Here is a 17,949-nt window from a genome sequence, read left to right on the forward strand (position 1 = left end):
GAGTGCTATGCGATTAACTGAAAACTTTCTGCAAGAGATTGGATTAAACCGTTTTGTAGCTTTTGATGTGGAAACAACGGGACTTGAGCCGGAGAGTTGTGATGTCATCCAGTTTTCGGCATCTGTTTTTGAACAGGGGAAATTGAAGGAAACGCGGACTTTTTTCTGTAAACCCCGGGGAGAAGTTCCCGAATTTATCCGGCAACTGACCCGGATCTCCGATGAAATGGTTAAAAATGAAAAGCCCTTTTCCCAACGGATTGATGAGGTTCTTGATATTTTTGGAGACAGTCCGGTTGTCGGGCATAATATTAAATTTGATATCGCTTTTCTTGTACCTCATCTAAAGGAACCCTTTACCAATCCCCTGGTGGATACCGTTGAACTCTCAAGGATTTTTCTCTACTATCTTCCGGATAGGAAGCTGGAATCCCTGGCTGCACACTTCAATTTGCAAACAGAAGGAGCCCACCGGGCTGATGTGGATACTGAAAATACCGGCGAACTTTTTCTCCGTCTACTCGACATCATGGTTTATTATGATTATCCGGTTTTTAATCAGCTTACCACCATTGCTGCTCCTTTGGCACAGGCTCCAAATACCTGGCTCTATCAAAGCTTTTTGTCCGTGTATCAGTCCCAGAGGAGAGTCCGGGATGAAAATCTGGCCCCTCTCCATCCGGTTCCAGAAAATGCTTTGGGAGAATTTAAAAAGGGGGGAGAGGACAATAGTGAAGACCGGGAGGATGTAACACTTCAAAAAGTGAATCCCCGGGACATTCAGGATGTGTTTGGGATGAACGGCATCCTTTCACGGAAATTAAAGGGATATGAACTTCGGCCGGGACAGATCCGGTTTGCATCGGATATTGTGACAGCCCTGAATAAGGGAAATTACCTGGTGGGAGAAGCAGGTACAGGTGTGGGGAAATCCCTGGCCTATCTGATTCCTGCCATTAAATGGGTACGAAAAAACCGGGATGCGAATTTTTCAGTCGTCGTTTCATCCAATACCAAAGCCCTTCAGGAACAACTTTTTGGCAAGGAAATCCCCTTTATTCAAAAAGAAATTGATTCTGATTTCACGGCAACGTTGCTGAAAGGGCGGAAAAACTACATTTGTATGACCCGTTGGGAACAGTTCTATCAGAATCTGGATGGAGCTGTGGATATATTTGACAGGGGTGATGTACTTCCCCTGATTGTATGGCTCCGCGAAACCCAGACAGGTGATATTGAAGAAAACAGCGGTTTCAGGGCCTCCCGTTATACCACTATCTGGAGCAAAATCTGCAGTGAAACGGGATATTGCACTACCAAACGTTGCAGTGACAAAGGGGGGTGTTACCTGGGGAAAATCCGCTGGAAATCCCAGAAAGCAGACCTGGTGGTTGTAAATCACTCTCTTTTGCTCAGTGATGCCGCTTCTGATAACCAGGTGCTCCCGGATCATCCCATTCTGGTCATCGATGAGGCTCATAATCTGACGAAGAGTGCCTATAAATATTTTGCCGTTGAAGTGGGTCCCTGGATTATCGATCAGGTTCTGGAAGCTTTTTTTCGGCAGGGAAGGGATAATTTCGGGCTGCTGGTTTTGCTTAACCGGAAAATCAACAGACTCTCTCTCTCGGAGTCGCTTACAAATTCTCTGTTGAAACGCATTGCTGCTTTTGAAAAAGAAACCCTTGAATTGCAACGGGAATCCCGGCAGTTTTTTAACCGGTTTCTGGATTTTATCAACGAAAATATCCGTACCGTAAATCAACGATATATCCTGAAAACCCGTTATAAACCCCATCAAAATCCCTTTGTACTGATGGGATTGGATAAAAGTCGGGATCACCTGCTCAATCAGTATGAAAAAATAATTCTGGATTTTCAGAATTTCAGGGACACCCTGGAAAAGCTCCCTCTGAAAGAACGGATGACCATGAGTGCCCTGCTGGATGATTTTGATACATCCCTGAAATTGCTGGCAGAATTGAAGCAAAATCTTGAAACAGTACTGGTTCCCGAGCATGATGACTGGGTTTACTGGTATGAAGTGCCTGTCGATCCCAAAAATTTTAATATCGGATTATATGCCGTTCCCCTGGCGGTAGATGCCTATATCTATGAACGGATACTTCGGCGGAAACATTCAGTGATTGCCACATCAGCCACCCTGACCATTGCCGGCTCTTTTGAATATTTTAATAAAACAACCGGATTTTCACGGCTGGAACCGGGAAATCTTGTGTGTCGTACGTATGAAAGTCCATTCGATTATGCCAGTCAGTGCGCCGTGTATGTTCCTACCTTTCTGGGAGATCCGGGACATGTGAAATTCGAAGAAAATGTGGCGGGTCTTCTAAATGAAATTGCCGCCCGCTTTCAGCCCGGAATGCTGGTCTTGGCAACATCTTATTACTCCATTAAACAGCTTAGCGAACGTATGCACATCCCCTATAAAGAGGAAAACGTCCCTCTGATTTATCAGGCGGGTTCAGCATCCCGGAGTGCCCTTCTAAACCGTTTCCGTGAATCAGGTAATGCCACCCTGATTGGCACCGAATCTTTTTGGGAAGGAGTGGATATCCCCGGGGATGCTCTTGAAATGCTTGTGATGCTGAAACTTCCCTTTGCTGTTCCTTCAGAACCTATTGTGGAAGCCATTACGGATAAAATAAAAGAGAGTGGAAAAAATCCCTTTCTGGAGTACTCCGTCCCTGAAGCGGTCATCAAATTCAAACAGGGATTCGGACGCCTTATCAGAAGTCGAAGCGATACAGGTGTCGCCCTTTTTCTGGATAATCGCCTTCATTTTAAACGATACGGGCGGATTTTTATGGATTCATTACCAGGAAAATATTCCTTTGTGAGGAACCGGGAAGAATTTTTCAAGTATCTGGAAACCTGGTATAGACGGAAAAGACAATCCCGATAAAATTGAAGTTGCAGAATTTAAATAACGCCGGGGAACTTTTTGCCTGTCAGTGTGTGAAAAAGACAGTTTGATATATTACATAATTATATTTGTTGACAGAAACAGAGAGGAAAAGCAATGATCAAAGTTGAACACCTCACAAAGCATTACGGACATGTAAAGGCCGTAGACGATATCTCTTTTCATGTCCGGGACGGAGAAATTCTGGGATTTCTTGGTCCAAACGGTGCCGGAAAATCAACAACTCTCCGGATCATGACATCCTATCTGACTCCCACGTCGGGAAACATTCATATCAACAACCTGAATGTCCTGGATGATTCTCTGGATATCCGGAAAATCATTGGATATCTTCCGGAAAATAACCCCCTTTACCCGGAAATGAATGTCTATGATTTTCTGAAATTTTCAGCTGCAGCCCGGCAAATTGAAGGGAAAGCTTTTGAAGAGCGTCTTAAGAAAGTCTCTGAACTATGCGGGCTCCATGGTGTAATCCACAAAAAGATTTCGGAACTGTCCAAAGGATATAAGCAGAGGACAGGTCTGGCACAAGCCATTTTTCACGATCCGGAAATTCTGATTCTGGATGAACCTACAACCGGTCTGGATCCCAATCAGATTGTGGAAATCCGGAACCTCATCAAACAACTGGGAAAAGAAAAAACGGTCGTCATTTCATCCCATATTCTCCAGGAAATACAGGCGACGGCGGACCGGATGGTGATTATCAACAAAGGAAAAATTGCCGCAGACGGGACCATAGATGAACTCATGAGTGGTTTCAAAGGGTTTACACGTCTTCACCTTGAAATTGAAGGGTCTGATCATGTGAAAGACCTGACGAAAATCCATGAGAAAGTGAAACTTGCCGATATTCATACTTCGAATGGTATTACAAAAGTGGTAATCGAATATCCGAATACCCTGGATTTAAGAAAGGATGTCTTTCAATATGCTGTAAAAAAAGGGTGGATCCTTCTGGAGATGAATCGTCATCGCACCTCGTTGGAAGATATGTTCAGAATTCTCACTGTTGAAGAAGGAGGAGAGGCATGAATACTGTCCGATTGATATACCGTAAAGAAATGAGTGCGTATTTCAACAGTGCCGTTGCCTATATCACGTTGATCATTTTTCTCCTGATCAATGGGTGGTTTTTTACCAGTTCATTTTTTCTTGTGGGCCAGTCAGATCTGAGAATTTTATTCAATTCTGTACCACTGGTTTTTATCTTTTTCATACCGGCCATTACCATGGGATCACTGGCCCGGGAAAATCATGCCGGAACGATGGAATTTTTAACCACGTTGCCGGTGGATGATTACCAGATTGTGCTCGGGAAGTTTTTCTCTGCCGTGGCATTGATTGGGGTTGGACTCCTTTTCACCCTTCCTCATTTTATCACCCTCCTTTTTGTGGGAACCAGCCCGGATATCGGAGCCATTCTGTGCGGGTATTTGGGGCTCTTGTTGGTAGGGGCCATGTATGCTTCTATCGGGATGTTTGGAAGTGCCGTGTCCAATAACCAGATTACGTCTTTTCTTTTGAGTTTTATTATCATTTTTGCCCTTTATCTTTTTGATAAAATCCTCATTTTTGTCCCCCCCTTTCTCAGCGGCATCCTGCAGTTTCTCAGCACTGACTACCATTTCAGCAATATCAGCAGAGGTGTCATCGATTCAAGGAATATCATCTATTTCCTTTCGGTTATCTTCTTTTTCCTGACACTCTCTGTCAGAGTCCTTGAAATTCGGAAATGGAGGTAATTATGGCCCGCATCAATAATAGTAAACAGTTTGCACTCTCCCTTGTGTTTTTAGCTGTGATCTTGATACTGATCAATATCATATCACGCTCCCTCTTTTTTCGTTGGGATTTGACCCGGGGGAATATTTATTCCCTAAGCGAATCCAGTAAATCAATCATCAGCCAGCTGGATGACCGGATGACTGCCCGGGTTTTCTTTTCTGAAGATCTTCCAGGTGAATATGTGAATTCCCGGCGGTATCTGCAGGATATACTCGAGGAATACAGGGCATACTCCAACGGGAATTTTCATTTCGAATTTGTCAACCCTGATGATCATGAAAAAGCCAAAGAGGAGGCTTCCGGCTACAGAATACCCCCGGTTCAGCTTCGGGTTCTCGAAAATGATAAACTGGAAATCAAAAATGTCTATATGGGGCTGGTCCTTTTGTATCGGGATAAGAAGGAAGTCCTGCCTGTGATTCAAACTACAGAGGGACTCGAGTACGATCTGACGGCGGCAATCAAAAAGATGTTGGCAAAAGATCTGAAAACAATCGGACTGATAGCCGGTAAAGGAGAAGGTGTAAAGACCCATCAGCTGAGCCAGTTTCTGAATCAAACCTATCAGGTTCGTCCGGTTTCCCTGAACTCACCTGTTCCGCTGGATGTTGATCTTGTGCTTATGAATGGAGTCATGGATTCCCTCAGCATGGATGAACTGTACCATATGGACCAGTTCCTGATGCGTGGTGGAAAGTTATTCCTCTCCCAGGCAAGACAGGAAGCAAAGGTTCAGGAAGGCATGGCCGAATCCATTGCTTCGAATATTTTTTCCTTTCTGGAACACTATGGTTTGACTATTAACCCGGATATCGTAATCGACAAACTTTGCAGTCAGATTCAGATTCAGCAACGTCAGGGTATTTTTTCCTTTAATAATGCGGTGGATTATCCTCCCATCCCGGTAATACGCCGGTTTAATGAAGAAAGTCCCATTGTCTCCGGATTGGATGAAGTGCGGGTTTTCTTTCCTCATGAAATAACGGCATCTCCTGATTCGGGGACCTTTACACCCTTGATGTGGACATCAAAAAATTCCGGTTCACTGGCGGAAGGCTATTTCCCGGCTCCTTCCATGGGAGGGAATTATACACTGCGGAACGGGTATAATATCTATCCGGTGGATAATAAGCAGCTCCAGAAATTCGATAAAGGCCCCATGATTGTTGCGGGATTACGGACAGGTTCTCAAACCAGTTTCTTTGCAGACAGCAGTGAATATGCTGAAAAAGAAGGTTTTTTAGCTTTCACCAATGATCTCAATCTGTTATTGATCACAGACAATCGCTTTTTCGATGATACGCGGGCTGCAGGAATCCCGGAAAATACGGCGCTCATTTTAAATGCTGCAGATGTAATGACGGGTGATGCCGAACTGGTTTCCATCCGTAACCGGGGCATAAAGGTCCGGCCTCTGAAACCGGAAATCCTCACTTCGGATACTTCACGGAATGCATGGAAATGGGCCAATATCATCACTCCTTCACTGCTTGTCATACTTTTTGCCCTCTATAAAGTAGGACAAAATCGTAAAAAACGCCGGAAACTGGAGGAATATTATGGCTAAACATATTCATTGGATTCGTTATGCTGTCGTTTTGGTAACGGCCATCCTGGTGTTATGGATTGTACAGAGCCGGGAAAAACAATTTGAATCGCAGGAAGTGCCTGTCTTCAATTTTGAATCGGAAGCAGTGACATCCATTCACATGTGGAGAGGTACAGATTCCCTTGCTTTGGCCCGTGAAGATACCCTTTGGGTCTTTCAGGAACCGGATACAGGTGTCGTGGATCAACAGAAGGTCCATGAATTTTTGAAAACGATCTCAGAGATGAGTCACGGTTCGTATATCGCATCCAATCCGGAGTACTATTCTGAATATCATCTGGATGAAGCGTCAGCTACGCATCTGACCTTGAAAAAAGGCAATGACATTGTGGGAGAAATACTTGTGGGACGCTCAGATGCTTCTCCGGTCAAAGATAACATCCGCTATCCCCAGGATCCCCATGTTTATCAGGTGGATTTAAAACTGACACGTCATTTGAGACCCCAAGCCGCTTATTGGCGGGAGTAGCTTTTTATTAAAAAAAAGAGGAAATAATTCCGGGAAAGAGACAAATTTCTTGAATCTTTCCCGGAATGTGCTGATTTTCCCACACAGGAGGGAAGCATGGCAAAAATTGAGCTGACCATCGATGAAATTGTGGATTTGTATACCCGGTATTTTGAAGCGGAAAAAATTCCGGTTCGGAATCTTGTGGCTGTCGATTCCAAAACTGTCCGGGGTGAAATCAAGGTCCCATCACTTTCCCTGGATTTTCCTGTTACCCTGGCCTTTGATTCCTACATGAAACCCAATATCCTATTTAAAATCGTATCCAGAAGTTCCCTGGTGAACAAATTATTACCGATTGTAAGCCGGTTTGTGGAACGGTACCAAAATAACATTGTAGCGTTAAAGATGCCATATATCATCATCGATACGGAAACAGCCATGAAAAAAATTGCTGAGCTCATACAGGTTTTGGATGTACAGCATGACGGAGAAAAATTCATTGTAGAAATCGGTGTGAGAAACGTTTAAGAGGAGACCCATGAAAAAAACTGCCCTAATTATTACTTTACTCATGATGATTACGGCTTGTGCTATCAAGCCTACAGAGAACAGGATAGAAAAGACATTGGCTATAAAAGAAGATTCCGTTTTTGTCCGGGAAGCCCTTATGATGATAGATGATGTAGAATCTTCCGAATTGAAGTACCAGCTTACAGAAAGACTGTTTCCTTTGGTTATAGACAGGGAGGGGGAGATATATCAATCAGTACTAAATGCCACGCAGGAGAGTCATAATGCCATGCAATATGCCATGCTGGCAAACACAATCGCCTGGAAAAACAGGGAGAACACCCTCCTGGAGGACAGGCTCTTTTCATTGATTGAAGATGCAGCAGTTCAATGCCGTACCGGCGAGTTTATTGATGCATTGTCTGTGTATCTGGATAAACGGGGATATTCTCCAATGGAGAAAATTGAAGCTGAACCGCAGTACAGAGCCATGATTTTGGATACCTATGCGTATTACCTGATGAAAATGGGCAGGGTGGAGGATGCCCTTGCTGTCTATGAGGAAATCCTGGCAGAATATGATGATCCTGAAATTCTGATCAATGTATCCCGGGCTCAGGCAAAACTGAACCGGTATCAGTATGCTATGGAAAATGTTCTCAAAGCTCTCTCACAGGCTCCTGCCCATCAGGATGCTTTATCGCTCATCTATGAATACGGAGAATCTCTTTCCTATCCTGCATCAGCTATTGATACAATGGTTGAGAAAGCGGTAAATGACGCCCATGAAGCCATTGTCAGCACTTTGGACGAGATTCGGATAGACAAGCCTATGCCGGCTTTTAAACTGGAAAACCTGGACGGTTCTGTTGTCCGGTCCTCAGATCTTCAGGGCAAGATTCTGGTGATTGATTTTTTTGCTACCTGGTGCGGGCCCTGCCGACGGGCATTGCCCAAAGTGCATCAGCTATACCAATCCTATGAAAATGATGAGGATGTCCGTTTTTTGATCATATCAACTGATAAAGATAAATCCAAAGTCCGTCCTTTTATCGAAACAAATCAATATACCTTTCCGGTTTACTATGGAGACGATGTATCGGATAAATTTGGCATTAAGGGAGTGCCAACTATGTTTGTGGTTGGACCCGATGGTAAAATCCGCTATGAGAAAATCGGATATGCCGAAGGGGAAGATCTTGAGTTTACTCTGATGATGTATGTGAATTCGTTACGTTGAGGCCTGTCTGAAGTTGGCGTCGCTTCGTTCCTGGGATTTCAGTCGAAAGTCGTAAGTCGAAAGTCGAAAGTCGAAAGTCGAAAGTCAACGGTCGACAGACAGAAGCGAGGAAGGCTGGGAACTTTTTCTGCCCCTCCGCCCATAGAGACGCTCCCAACCAATCTCGTCATGCCTCACGTATCCCTCGCCCTCGTCCCTCGTTACTCTTCACTCGTCACTCGTTACTCGTTACTCGTCCCTCGTTACTTTCTTACACACCCCTAAAAGAGAGGACTTGCCCGGTCTCATCGTCAATTAAAGCTCTCAACCCAATTCATAATTAAAAATTCAATTCATCATTCATCATTCATCATTCATCATTCTAATTATATATCCATCCAAATAACCTGTCCGCCAGATCCTGGTTGAGTTCTTTCAGAATTTTATACTCTTCCAAAGCCGAACTCCTGTCCTCAAGTACCACATAGGTCCATCCCAGATTATAATGGGTCTGGGCATCGTCGGGACGGATTTCAATGGCATTTTTAAAGGATTGAATGGCATCATGGTAGTGTTCTATATGTGCCAGAGACCAACCCAGATTATGGTGCGCTTCATGATGTCTTTCATTGATCTCAATTGTCCGGCGATAGGATTCAATGGCTTGGGTAAAATTTCCCTGCTGCCCATAGGCATAACCCAGATTGTAATGTGCTTCTTCGTATTCAGGATCAATTCGGATGGCTTCAGAGTAGGATTTAACGGCATCCCCGAATTGTCCCAGTTTTCCATAAGCCCATCCCTGGCGGTAAAAAGCCATTTTAAAATTGGGATTGAGTTCCACAGCCTTCTGATAAGCATCGATGGCGTCCCGGTACTGCTCCAGTGACGCATAGGCAATACCCAGGTTGTAATATGCATTCGCGTCGCTGGGGTTTTGAGGGTCATCCGGTGAGCGGAGCGTATATTCCTTGGTATATTTCTCCAGTTCTTTTTGTGCTTGTCCCAAATGATACCGGGCATTGACCATATCCGGATCATATTCCAGAGATTTTTCAAAGGATTCAATTGCATCTGTATACTGTTCCAAAGCATTATAAGCCAGACCAAGATGAAAATAGGCACTCGCATTTTCCGGTTCTATCCGGATAGTTTGCCAAAATGAAGAAATTCCGTTGCTGTACTGTCCCAGATGGTTGTAAGACAATCCCAATTCATAATGAGCCTCTGCATAATCAGGATTTAAACGAATAGCCTGTCTGTAAGATTCTGCAGCCAGCGAGTAATTGTCATCATTAAAATAAGCGTGCCCCAACTCAAAATGAGCCGTATCATAGTCTGGATTTAAACGAATTGCTTCCATATAAGATGCATAGCTATCCTGTTTTGTGTTTTCTGTACAAAATGACAGGAATATTGCAATCATTACAAGGACAGCAACATTGATTTTTCTATAAACGTCCTGTTGATTAGGCATGAAAAAAGACTCCTTTGTTAACAATAGAAAATAAGAGTTAGTTAAAAAAATGTCAATACAGCATATCATCAATTCATTAAATTTAATCAGATAAAATGCAGTTTAAACGGCATTTTGCTGAAAAAATGTTCAATAGATCTTTTTTTTGTAGAATAAACAGTTCTTGAACCGAATTCTGAACCCTCTTAGATTTACATATCTTGAGATTAGCGGCTTCATGTTGGGTGAAGTCGCTCTGTTTTTTCAGAGGTATACCTTTCAGAGGAGAGAGAATTCATGAATCATTCAGATATTCTTGTGGTGATTCCCCATAGTGGATTGATCATTCCCTATGAAATCGACATGGATTCACTCTCGTCGGATTTCCGTCTTCTGGTTCAAAATGTGGATTGGTACACCAACTGGCTTTATGATTTCAGGGATATCCTTTCAAACCGGCATCTTGTCTTTCCTTATTGCAGCATGATTGTGGAAGGTAACCGGCATCCCGATATCCTCGATGATTCTGTCCCCCTGGTTGATGTGTGGGGACGGCCGGTCTATGAACAGGGACGTGAACCTTCACTGGCAAGGCGGCAGGAAATGTCGGATAGATATTTAAAAAAATTCCACCAGGTGATTACTGAAGAAATACGATCCGGCGCTACCTTTCTCCTGGATGGACACAGTACAGTTTCAGCCCGGGGAGTAACAGATCATCAGATCGACCTGATGAATTATCAGCATTCTAAGCTGGATAAAGAGCCTGTTTATTATTCTCCGGATGCATATATTGAAACCTATGCTGCTGAACTCCGGAAACGTCTGCCGGAAGTAAACGTTACGGTTAATGCGTCTGAATATTATACGGTGTACGGCCATGTGTGTTCTGCCCATTCCATTTCAGCCACGACCCGTATCGGGGACAGGGTACCGGCGATTCTGCAGGAGACCAATGAACGGCTTTACAAGCATCCGGATAAAACACCGGATGTGGATGCAATAAACCGGCTGCGCAGAGCCTTTGCAGAATCCCTGGCTGTTACCGTGGAAAATCTTCAGAAAAAGACCGGAGGAAACGAATCATGATTAATCTTCATGTTGGCCGGCAGACCTTCGATTTTGATTGTGGGGCTACAGCACTGCAACTGGTGATGGCTTATTACGGAGTAGATATCCGGGGGGATGAATTAATGAAAGCCCTTGGAACAGGAGAGGATGGAACTCCGGTATCAGGTATGATCAAAGTGGCTGAAGATCATGGTTTTTCAGTCATTGCCAAATCAGGGTGGACACTGAAGGAATTGAAACAAATGCTGGATAAAGGATATCCGGTAATTGTTTTGGTGCAGGCCTGGGCTGATCAATATATGACACTTGAAGAATGGAAAAGTGATTATGATGATGGACACTATGTCATCGTCATCGGATATTCCAAAGGGGTACTGCTTTTCGAGGATCCTTCTTCATTTCACCGGACCTGGTTAAGGGAAAGGGAATTTATGGCCAGGTGGCATGATGTCGATACGGGCTCGCAAGAAAAATTTGAACATTTTGGAATCGTACTTACCGGTAAGGAACCGGCTGTGAAAATTCCAAAACACATGGATTGAGTGAAAGTATTGGTCATATTTTCGGACGCGCGTTGGTTCTAACCCGTTAATAATGAATTATGGATCTTCATGAAGGAAAAACGAAGCACACTTGTTATTCTGAATATTCCGGTTGAAATCATCTGGAAAAAAGTAAAGAACATAAACCTGAGAGTGTATCCACCGGATGGACAGGTAAGGATGTCTGTCCCTCATGGAATCGGTGAATCAACCGTCAAGACTTTTATTCTGAAAAAAATGGAATGGATACATTCAAAACAGGCGATGTTTCAACGACAGCCATTGATAGCTAAAAAACAGATGCATACTGGAGAAATTCATACCTTATGGGGAAACTCTTATCGTTTGCATGTCATTGAACAGGTGTCTTCTCCAAAAGTGTGGCTTGGAGTTGATAAGACCCTGATTATGCAGATTCAACCGGGAATGGGGCGCGACCAACGGCAAGTTCTTTTGGAAGATTGGTATCGCCGGCAGCTAAAAAAAGTAATTCCTGATTTTATATCACACTGGGAGCCTGTCCTGGGAGTTCATGTAAAGGAATGGAAAGTCAGAAAAATGAAAACCCGCTGGGGAAGCTGCAATATTCAGGCACAAAGGATCTGGTTTAATTTGGAACTGGCCAAAAAGCCCCTGAAGTGTCTGGAATATATTGTTGTACACGAGATGAACCATTTACTGGAACGTTACCACAATGCCCGGTTTTATCGGTTGATGGATTCCTGGATGCCGGATTGGCGGGATTACAAAGAGTTGTTGAATCAAATTCCGGATATTCAATAAATACTTTTTGTGAATTTTATTCATCTACTTTACTGATTCGATAGATTATCCCGATTAATAATCAATAAAATGATATGCAAATTACTTCATAAGTACCATTTTTCGGATGGATGTATTGCCTTCGTATTCAATCTGATACATGTACACGCCAGACGGTGCAAGGTGATTGTTTTGATCATACCCATCCCAATACACGACCTTATGACCGGCTTGTTCATACGAATTTTTCAGAGTTATGATATGTTCTCCGAGAACATTGTATATGGATATATTGACAAAACCATCCTTCGGAAGATCATATTGAATGGTGGTTGAACTGTTAAACGGATTCGGGTAGTTTGGGTGGAGGGAGAAGTTTCGGGGAAGGGTTTCTTCATGAATGTTCGTGATTGACAGTCCTTTTTTGTAGCAATAATAGTGTTCAGGTTCTGAATTGGTAAGATCATATTCCGGATCAAGGTATTCTGTAGTCCAGTACGGCAGTTCAGGGGGTGTTTCAGAGATGAGCATCTCTATCCATTCCTCATCCGTCAGTCTGTTGGCGATTGGCTGGACAAATTCATAAGATGAAAAAATACCGCCCACTGTTACCGTGAGTTCTCCTTCAACCGGGCATATTACATAGATTCTGAAAGGGTAGCCCACACCTTCCTCAAGGCAGGAGGATGTGTTTGGGTCTGTGTGTACATCTGCAATAACGGGCATCTCATCATCAATGGCAGGTAAGAACATATCATAAAAATCATTATACTCATTGAACGTGACAAGGTCTTCGACAGTTTCACCAAACAGGCAAAGGGCTATGTATTCATCCGTGGTGATTTCCTCTCCGGTCAGCTCTTTTTCCGATATACTTTTCAGGGTTAAGAGCAGGTCTTCCAATATGATTAACCGCTCTTCCATATCTTCATTGAGTATGGAAAGTCCAAGCAATCCCTCTTTTGTCAATTTTGTAAGAGAAGCCAGCCGGGCAAAAACCCAGGGATTGGATTCCACGTAACCCCGGATAAGTATATTTCTGGGCCCGTCACCGATGGGTGTTTCACTCGGTTTTGCGTATAAAATAGTATTATGCCGTAATTCGGTCCATGAACTCAGTGCCGTATTCAAATCCTTCCGGAGCCATGCCAGATTTTGCATAAACGGCGGGAAGCCCCCGTTTTTCTCCATTAGGAGAGGCATCAGACAATAAAGCCAGTTCCAATAGAGGTTTTCTACCCATTGTTCTTCCGGATAATCTTCAAATTTGGCTTTCAGCAATGCGAGTTGACTCAAATATCCGGGATACCCGGTTTCACCCATCTCTTCCAGCAGGTTAAAGGCCTCATCCGAATTTAAGACGGCGAGAATATCCAGGGACTTTGGCATGAGTCGTTCCAGTGAAACAAGCTGGTCCAGGATATATGAATCAGGAACGAAACGCTGTCCCATAAACCGCATACCTGTGCCTGTCAATGTTGTGATTTCAGGATCAGGGAAAAAATCATCAGCCCAGTTAATAAATGCTGACAGATCAGATTCGTTCAATATATCTTCAAGATTCCGGGATGCGAAGTCCTGGCCAAAATATTCCAATGCTGCACTGAAATAATCCTGGGGCAACAGATCATCGGCTTTTCCCACAAAAAAGACAGTTGGCAGATATATGTTATTCCACAGAGTCCATACCTCATTGCTATTATCCATATTCTCCATGAGATAAATCAGGGCAAGAGCAGAACCGGTAATATGAATACAGGATGATGCTTCGCTATCATGTAAAACAAACGTCTGCCTTCCATGCCACATCATGGCCTTAAAATAGTTCTCCAGTTCCTCTGTTTTTGTATAATGCCCTCTGGGTTTGTACTGGCTGTAATCTTCAGGATAAGCGCCGAAGAGGGGGGATATCTCATATCCTTCATGGGCTTCAATCAGTTCCAGTTCCTGACGGACCGTATCGGAGACGAGATCCGGCACCTGATAGGTACTGTCCATTAGTTTCAGGGGGACCGAAAAGTAGGCGACGAGGGTTTTAAAAGAGGACCTGATGAGATCATCGGAGTGTGTGTGATAGGCGTTGAGGGATTCATGGACCAGCATACTGTCCATCTCTTTCAGATAACGGATAAGATAATCCTCTTCAGTGGTTGAAAGAATTTTATCGAACAGTATATGGTAGGTGTGTAAAACAGCATCAGTGGTAATAAATTGGGGGATATCGTTTTCCCGGGCTTCATTATAGATGTCGTAGATCTCTTTATAGCCTGTCGGACCGGAGGTTCTTCCGGGAATCACCACAAAATGGTTTTCCAGTAATTTCTGTTTTTGTGATTCGGTAAAAGTGAAATCGCTGAAGTTTGCAACATTACTGAAATCTGATTCGATGACATATTGTGGTGCATTGGGTTCAATGTCAACAAGACAGGGGATATATGTACCGAACTCTGTTTCAATTTGTCCGGTAATATCGGCCAGCATGCCTGTTTGAGCGAAGGAAAGTTTAAATGCAATCACAAGTATTGATAACAATTTTACTTTCATTTTCACTCCAGTTTAAATATGAAAATGTTGTTTATATTATTATAGTGTGAACAAAAATCTTATGCAAGAGTAAATCTGTTGGTGGCTTTTTTGAATCTTGATATCCTCCACAGAAGCCTTCATTCATCATTATCAATTGTTATCGTTTTCTTATTTAACTTTTTTACCCCAAACAATCTGATCACCGACTACAATGACTAAATCCTCTTTACGATCCATTGCCCGGTATTCACAATATATATTTGGATTAGAAAAAACATTTTTCCAGCTTTTACCATTGAAGTGAATAAATTGCCGGATAGCGCCAATCATCAGAATATCATTTTCTGCCTTAGTGTCCATATCAACATAAAAATCCCCAGGATAATCCTGATACATTATCCAATGACTCATATAGTCCTTACTATAAGGGAATTTCAATATGCCCTGAATGGCTCTCACATACAGATGCTCCTTAAGGATGTCGAATGTTATCATGTGCCCCCAATCCGAAAAAACACCCAATGTACGGTCCCAAATTCCGTTAGCCGTATTGGAACTCATAAGAGTTTTACATTCACCATTTTTTATGTTGATAAATGCACTCTTAAAAGGACTGAATCGAGTATAACCGACAACAAACACATCATTACCCATACCTTTCACTTTTGACCAATCTAACTGGGACTCCCATGAATTGGATATCCTGCGGAACCGGCTCCCGTCGTAGTGGACAATGCGTCCATATCTGCCTACAAACCAAACATCATTTGGTGAAGCTCCCCAAATAGAACCACCAAGCCCTCCTGGTATTATTCCCATTTCTGTTAAGTGGTAGTGAGTCCATGATTCTCCATCCCAATGAATTGGATAACTTGATAGTACCCAGATATCATCTTCTGCAAAATACCAGATACTGTATAAATCAAGAGTATTGCTGTAAATACCCATAAATTCCCATTCCGAACCATTCCATCGAGCGGCATTATATTCACCATCCGGGGTATTTATGTTTCCCACAACCCAGATGTTGTTTTCATCCACAATGGCCACATCATTGAGGGTTGACCCGGCATCTCCCAGGGTTTCCACGGTCCATGTAAAATCATGGCTGGTGGTATCCGGCGTGGTAACGGCGATGGGATCGGACCGGTCTTTGTCCCGGCCGTCTTTCATATAGCTTATGTGATAGGTATAATCCGCCGCCGGCAAAAGTCCCGTATCCCGGATATAACCGCTTTGTCCGCTGAGTGTTTCCGTTACCACCAGACTGTCATCCCGGTAGAGTCCGCACGTCCACGTTTCCGGCACCCCGGAAGCCGTCACCCGGAATGTGGCCTCCACACAGACCACATCCACCGCTTCAAGCGCCAGTCCGTAATCCTCCGGCTCCGGGCTGAAGCAGGCGGTGATGAGGAAGGGGAGAAGAAGTGTGTAAATCAGAGGGGATTTTAGGCGGAATATATGTTGTTTATGGATGTTCATGGGGGTTCCTTTATTTCTTATATGTCAGCCAAATCATTTTTACTGCTACTTCCCTTTTTTCATTCATGATGCACTCCTTTCACAATAATTCCCCCCGGGATAGCTGAATCAAACAAGCCCACAATCACTGCCAGATTGTCTGTGTAGCGTGCCCGTCGCATCTCCTAATATTTATTTTCCCATTACAACTTTAGACAGAAAACTGCCATGATCGACGCCAACAGCCACTACGGACCGGTTTATCACAGCGATACTTTTTAGACGGACGGATTCAGAAACAAGCCCTTCATACCAATGCCAGGAGAGTCCGTTAAAATGAAACAAAGAACCGAATTCACCGGCAATAAATAAATCTGCTTCATGATTTCCCCGCATTTTCCACGGATATGCAAAATAACCGGTATGTGCTTCCACATCTATCCGGGTGTATTTTTGGGGTGACTCCCGGTTATCCAGCTCATATAGTCCATAACCCCCGGCTATTTTCAGACGCCGGCTGTGAGGACCGGTCCAAATTGTCCAGGCTTCAGGAGACCAGTATGTTTCATCATCCAGATTATTTGTTCCATCACTGTACCGATGGAAAAGTTTCGTTGGTTTTGAATCAAAGATTCCTATGATTACTGACTGGGTAAACTCGTCACATCCGGCTACCCATATATGATTTGCGTTTACTCCGTAAATATCTGTGAAATCCACATCCGTCCCGCTCTCCACCCGGCGGAACCGGCTCCCGTCGTAGTGGACAATGCGTCCATATCTGCCTACAAACCAAACATCATTTGGTGAAGCTCCCCAAATAGAACCACCAAGCCCTCCTGGTATTATTCCCATTTCTGTTAAGTGGTAGTGAGTCCATGATTCTCCATCCCAATGAATTGGATAACTTGATAGTACCCAGATATCATCTTCTGCAAAATACCAGATACTGTATAAATCAAGAGTATTGCTGTAAATACCCATAAATTCCCATTCCGAACCATTCCATCGAGCGGCATTATATTCACCATCCGGGGTATTTATGTTTCCCACAACCCAGATATTGTTTTCATCCACAATGGCCACATCATTGAAGTAAGACCCGGCATCTCCCAGCGTTTCCACGGTCCATGTAAAATCATGGCTGGTGGTATCCGGCGTGGTAACGGCGATGGGATCGGACCGGTCTTTGTCCCGGCCCTCTTTCATATAGGTTATGTGATAGGTATAATCCGCCGCCGGCAAAAGTCCCGTATCCCGGATATAACCGCTTTGTCCGCTAAGTGTCTCTGTTACCACCAGACTGTCATCCCGGTAGAGTCCGCACGTCCACGTTTCCGGCACCCCGGAAGCCGTCACCCGGAATGTGGCCTCCACACAGACCACATCCACCGCTTCGAGCACCAGTCCGTAATCATCCGGTTCCGGGTTAAAACAGGCGGTGATGAGGAAGGGGAGAAGAAGAAGAGGGGATTTTGGAAAGAAGTTTTGATGTTTATGGTTTTTCATCGGTTACCTTATGCGTTATTAATAAACAGAGAATAGTTGTTTAAAAGCACTGTGACCATTAAAAGTCCCGCCAAAAGACATATTCGTTTACCCATGGC

At 43.7% G+C, this 17,949-nt stretch carries 14 protein-coding genes; 10 read left to right on the plus strand and 4 right to left on the minus strand.

What is annotated here, in order from left to right:
• The first annotated feature begins 7 nt into the window (after window positions 1-7).
• From strainIA91_RS04855 to strainIA91_RS04885, 7 genes are all read left to right on the plus strand, one after another.
• Complete coding sequence (locus strainIA91_RS04855) at window positions 8-2,926, plus strand: helicase C-terminal domain-containing protein (protein WP_400168004.1); 2,919 nt, start codon at window positions 8-10, stop codon at window positions 2,924-2,926.
• A 117-nt stretch (window positions 2,927-3,043) separates the two neighbouring features.
• Window positions 3,044-3,982: an ATP-binding cassette domain-containing protein gene (locus tag strainIA91_RS04860; protein WP_400168005.1), complete on the plus strand. Its 939-nt coding sequence runs from the start codon at window positions 3,044-3,046 to the stop codon at window positions 3,980-3,982.
• Window positions 3,979-4,692 (plus strand): ABC transporter permease subunit, encoded by a 714-nt coding sequence (locus strainIA91_RS04865; RefSeq protein WP_400168006.1) that lies wholly within the window; start codon window positions 3,979-3,981, stop codon window positions 4,690-4,692. The genes strainIA91_RS04860 and strainIA91_RS04865 overlap by 4 nt, the downstream gene beginning before the upstream one ends.
• 2 nt (window positions 4,693-4,694) lie before the next feature.
• The gene (locus tag strainIA91_RS04870) at window positions 4,695-6,302 is read left to right on the plus strand and encodes a GldG family protein (RefSeq protein WP_400168007.1); all 1,608 of its coding nucleotides are present in this window, start codon (window positions 4,695-4,697) and stop codon (window positions 6,300-6,302) included.
• Window positions 6,295-6,813 carry a DUF4340 domain-containing protein gene (locus strainIA91_RS04875; protein WP_400168008.1) on the plus strand — a complete coding sequence of 173 codons (519 nt, stop codon included), beginning with the start codon at window positions 6,295-6,297 and terminating at the stop codon, window positions 6,811-6,813. Before strainIA91_RS04870 ends, strainIA91_RS04875 begins: the two co-directional genes overlap by 8 nt.
• Before the next feature lie 96 nt (window positions 6,814-6,909).
• Window positions 6,910-7,323, plus strand: a complete 414-nt coding sequence (locus tag strainIA91_RS04880; protein ID WP_400168009.1) for a hypothetical protein — start codon at window positions 6,910-6,912, stop codon at window positions 7,321-7,323.
• Between the two features lie 10 nt (window positions 7,324-7,333).
• Window positions 7,334-8,545 carry a redoxin domain-containing protein gene (locus strainIA91_RS04885; RefSeq protein ID WP_400168010.1) on the plus strand — a complete coding sequence of 404 codons (1,212 nt, stop codon included), beginning with the start codon at window positions 7,334-7,336 and terminating at the stop codon, window positions 8,543-8,545.
• Between the two features lie 361 nt (window positions 8,546-8,906).
• On the opposite strand, the gene strainIA91_RS04890 is transcribed toward strainIA91_RS04885, so the two are convergent.
• Window positions 8,907-10,001, minus strand: a complete 1,095-nt coding sequence (locus strainIA91_RS04890; RefSeq protein ID WP_400168011.1) for a tetratricopeptide repeat protein — start codon at window positions 9,999-10,001, stop codon at window positions 8,907-8,909.
• 276 nt (window positions 10,002-10,277) lie between these two features.
• Here strainIA91_RS04890 and strainIA91_RS04895 point away from each other — a divergent pair, with 276 nt between their 5' ends.
• The 3 genes from strainIA91_RS04895 to strainIA91_RS04905 all read left to right on the plus strand — a co-directional run bounded on the left by strainIA91_RS04895 (window position 10,278) and on the right by strainIA91_RS04905 (window position 12,376).
• Complete coding sequence (locus strainIA91_RS04895; RefSeq protein ID WP_400168012.1) at window positions 10,278-11,069, plus strand: N-formylglutamate amidohydrolase; 792 nt, start codon at window positions 10,278-10,280, stop codon at window positions 11,067-11,069.
• Window positions 11,066-11,593, plus strand: coding sequence for a cysteine peptidase family C39 domain-containing protein (locus strainIA91_RS04900; protein WP_400168013.1), 528 nt, complete (start codon window positions 11,066-11,068; stop codon window positions 11,591-11,593). The genes strainIA91_RS04895 and strainIA91_RS04900 overlap by 4 nt, the downstream gene beginning before the upstream one ends.
• A gap of 69 nt (window positions 11,594-11,662) precedes the next feature.
• Window positions 11,663-12,376, plus strand: coding sequence for a M48 family metallopeptidase (locus strainIA91_RS04905; protein WP_400168014.1), 714 nt, complete (start codon window positions 11,663-11,665; stop codon window positions 12,374-12,376).
• A gap of 81 nt (window positions 12,377-12,457) precedes the next feature.
• Here strainIA91_RS04905 and strainIA91_RS04910 read toward each other — a convergent pair whose 3' ends face one another.
• The 3 genes from strainIA91_RS04910 to strainIA91_RS04920 form a co-directional block, all read right to left on the minus strand.
• A complete protein-coding gene (locus strainIA91_RS04910) occupies window positions 12,458-14,899 on the minus strand; it encodes a DUF3160 domain-containing protein (RefSeq protein ID WP_400168015.1) in 2,442 nt (813 codons plus the stop codon).
• A gap of 150 nt (window positions 14,900-15,049) precedes the next feature.
• The gene (locus tag strainIA91_RS04915) at window positions 15,050-16,363 is read right to left on the minus strand and encodes a WD40/YVTN/BNR-like repeat-containing protein (protein WP_400168016.1); all 1,314 of its coding nucleotides are present in this window, start codon (window positions 16,361-16,363) and stop codon (window positions 15,050-15,052) included.
• A 171-nt stretch (window positions 16,364-16,534) separates the two neighbouring features.
• Window positions 16,535-17,851, minus strand: coding sequence for a WD40/YVTN/BNR-like repeat-containing protein (locus strainIA91_RS04920; protein WP_400168017.1), 1,317 nt, complete (start codon window positions 17,849-17,851; stop codon window positions 16,535-16,537).
• Window positions 17,852-17,949 lie beyond the last annotated feature (98 nt).

The organism is Candidatus Neomarinimicrobiota bacterium, from assembly GCA_041154365.1.
GTDB lineage: Bacteria > Fidelibacterota > Fidelibacteria > Fidelibacterales > Fidelibacteraceae > Fidelibacter > Fidelibacter multiformis.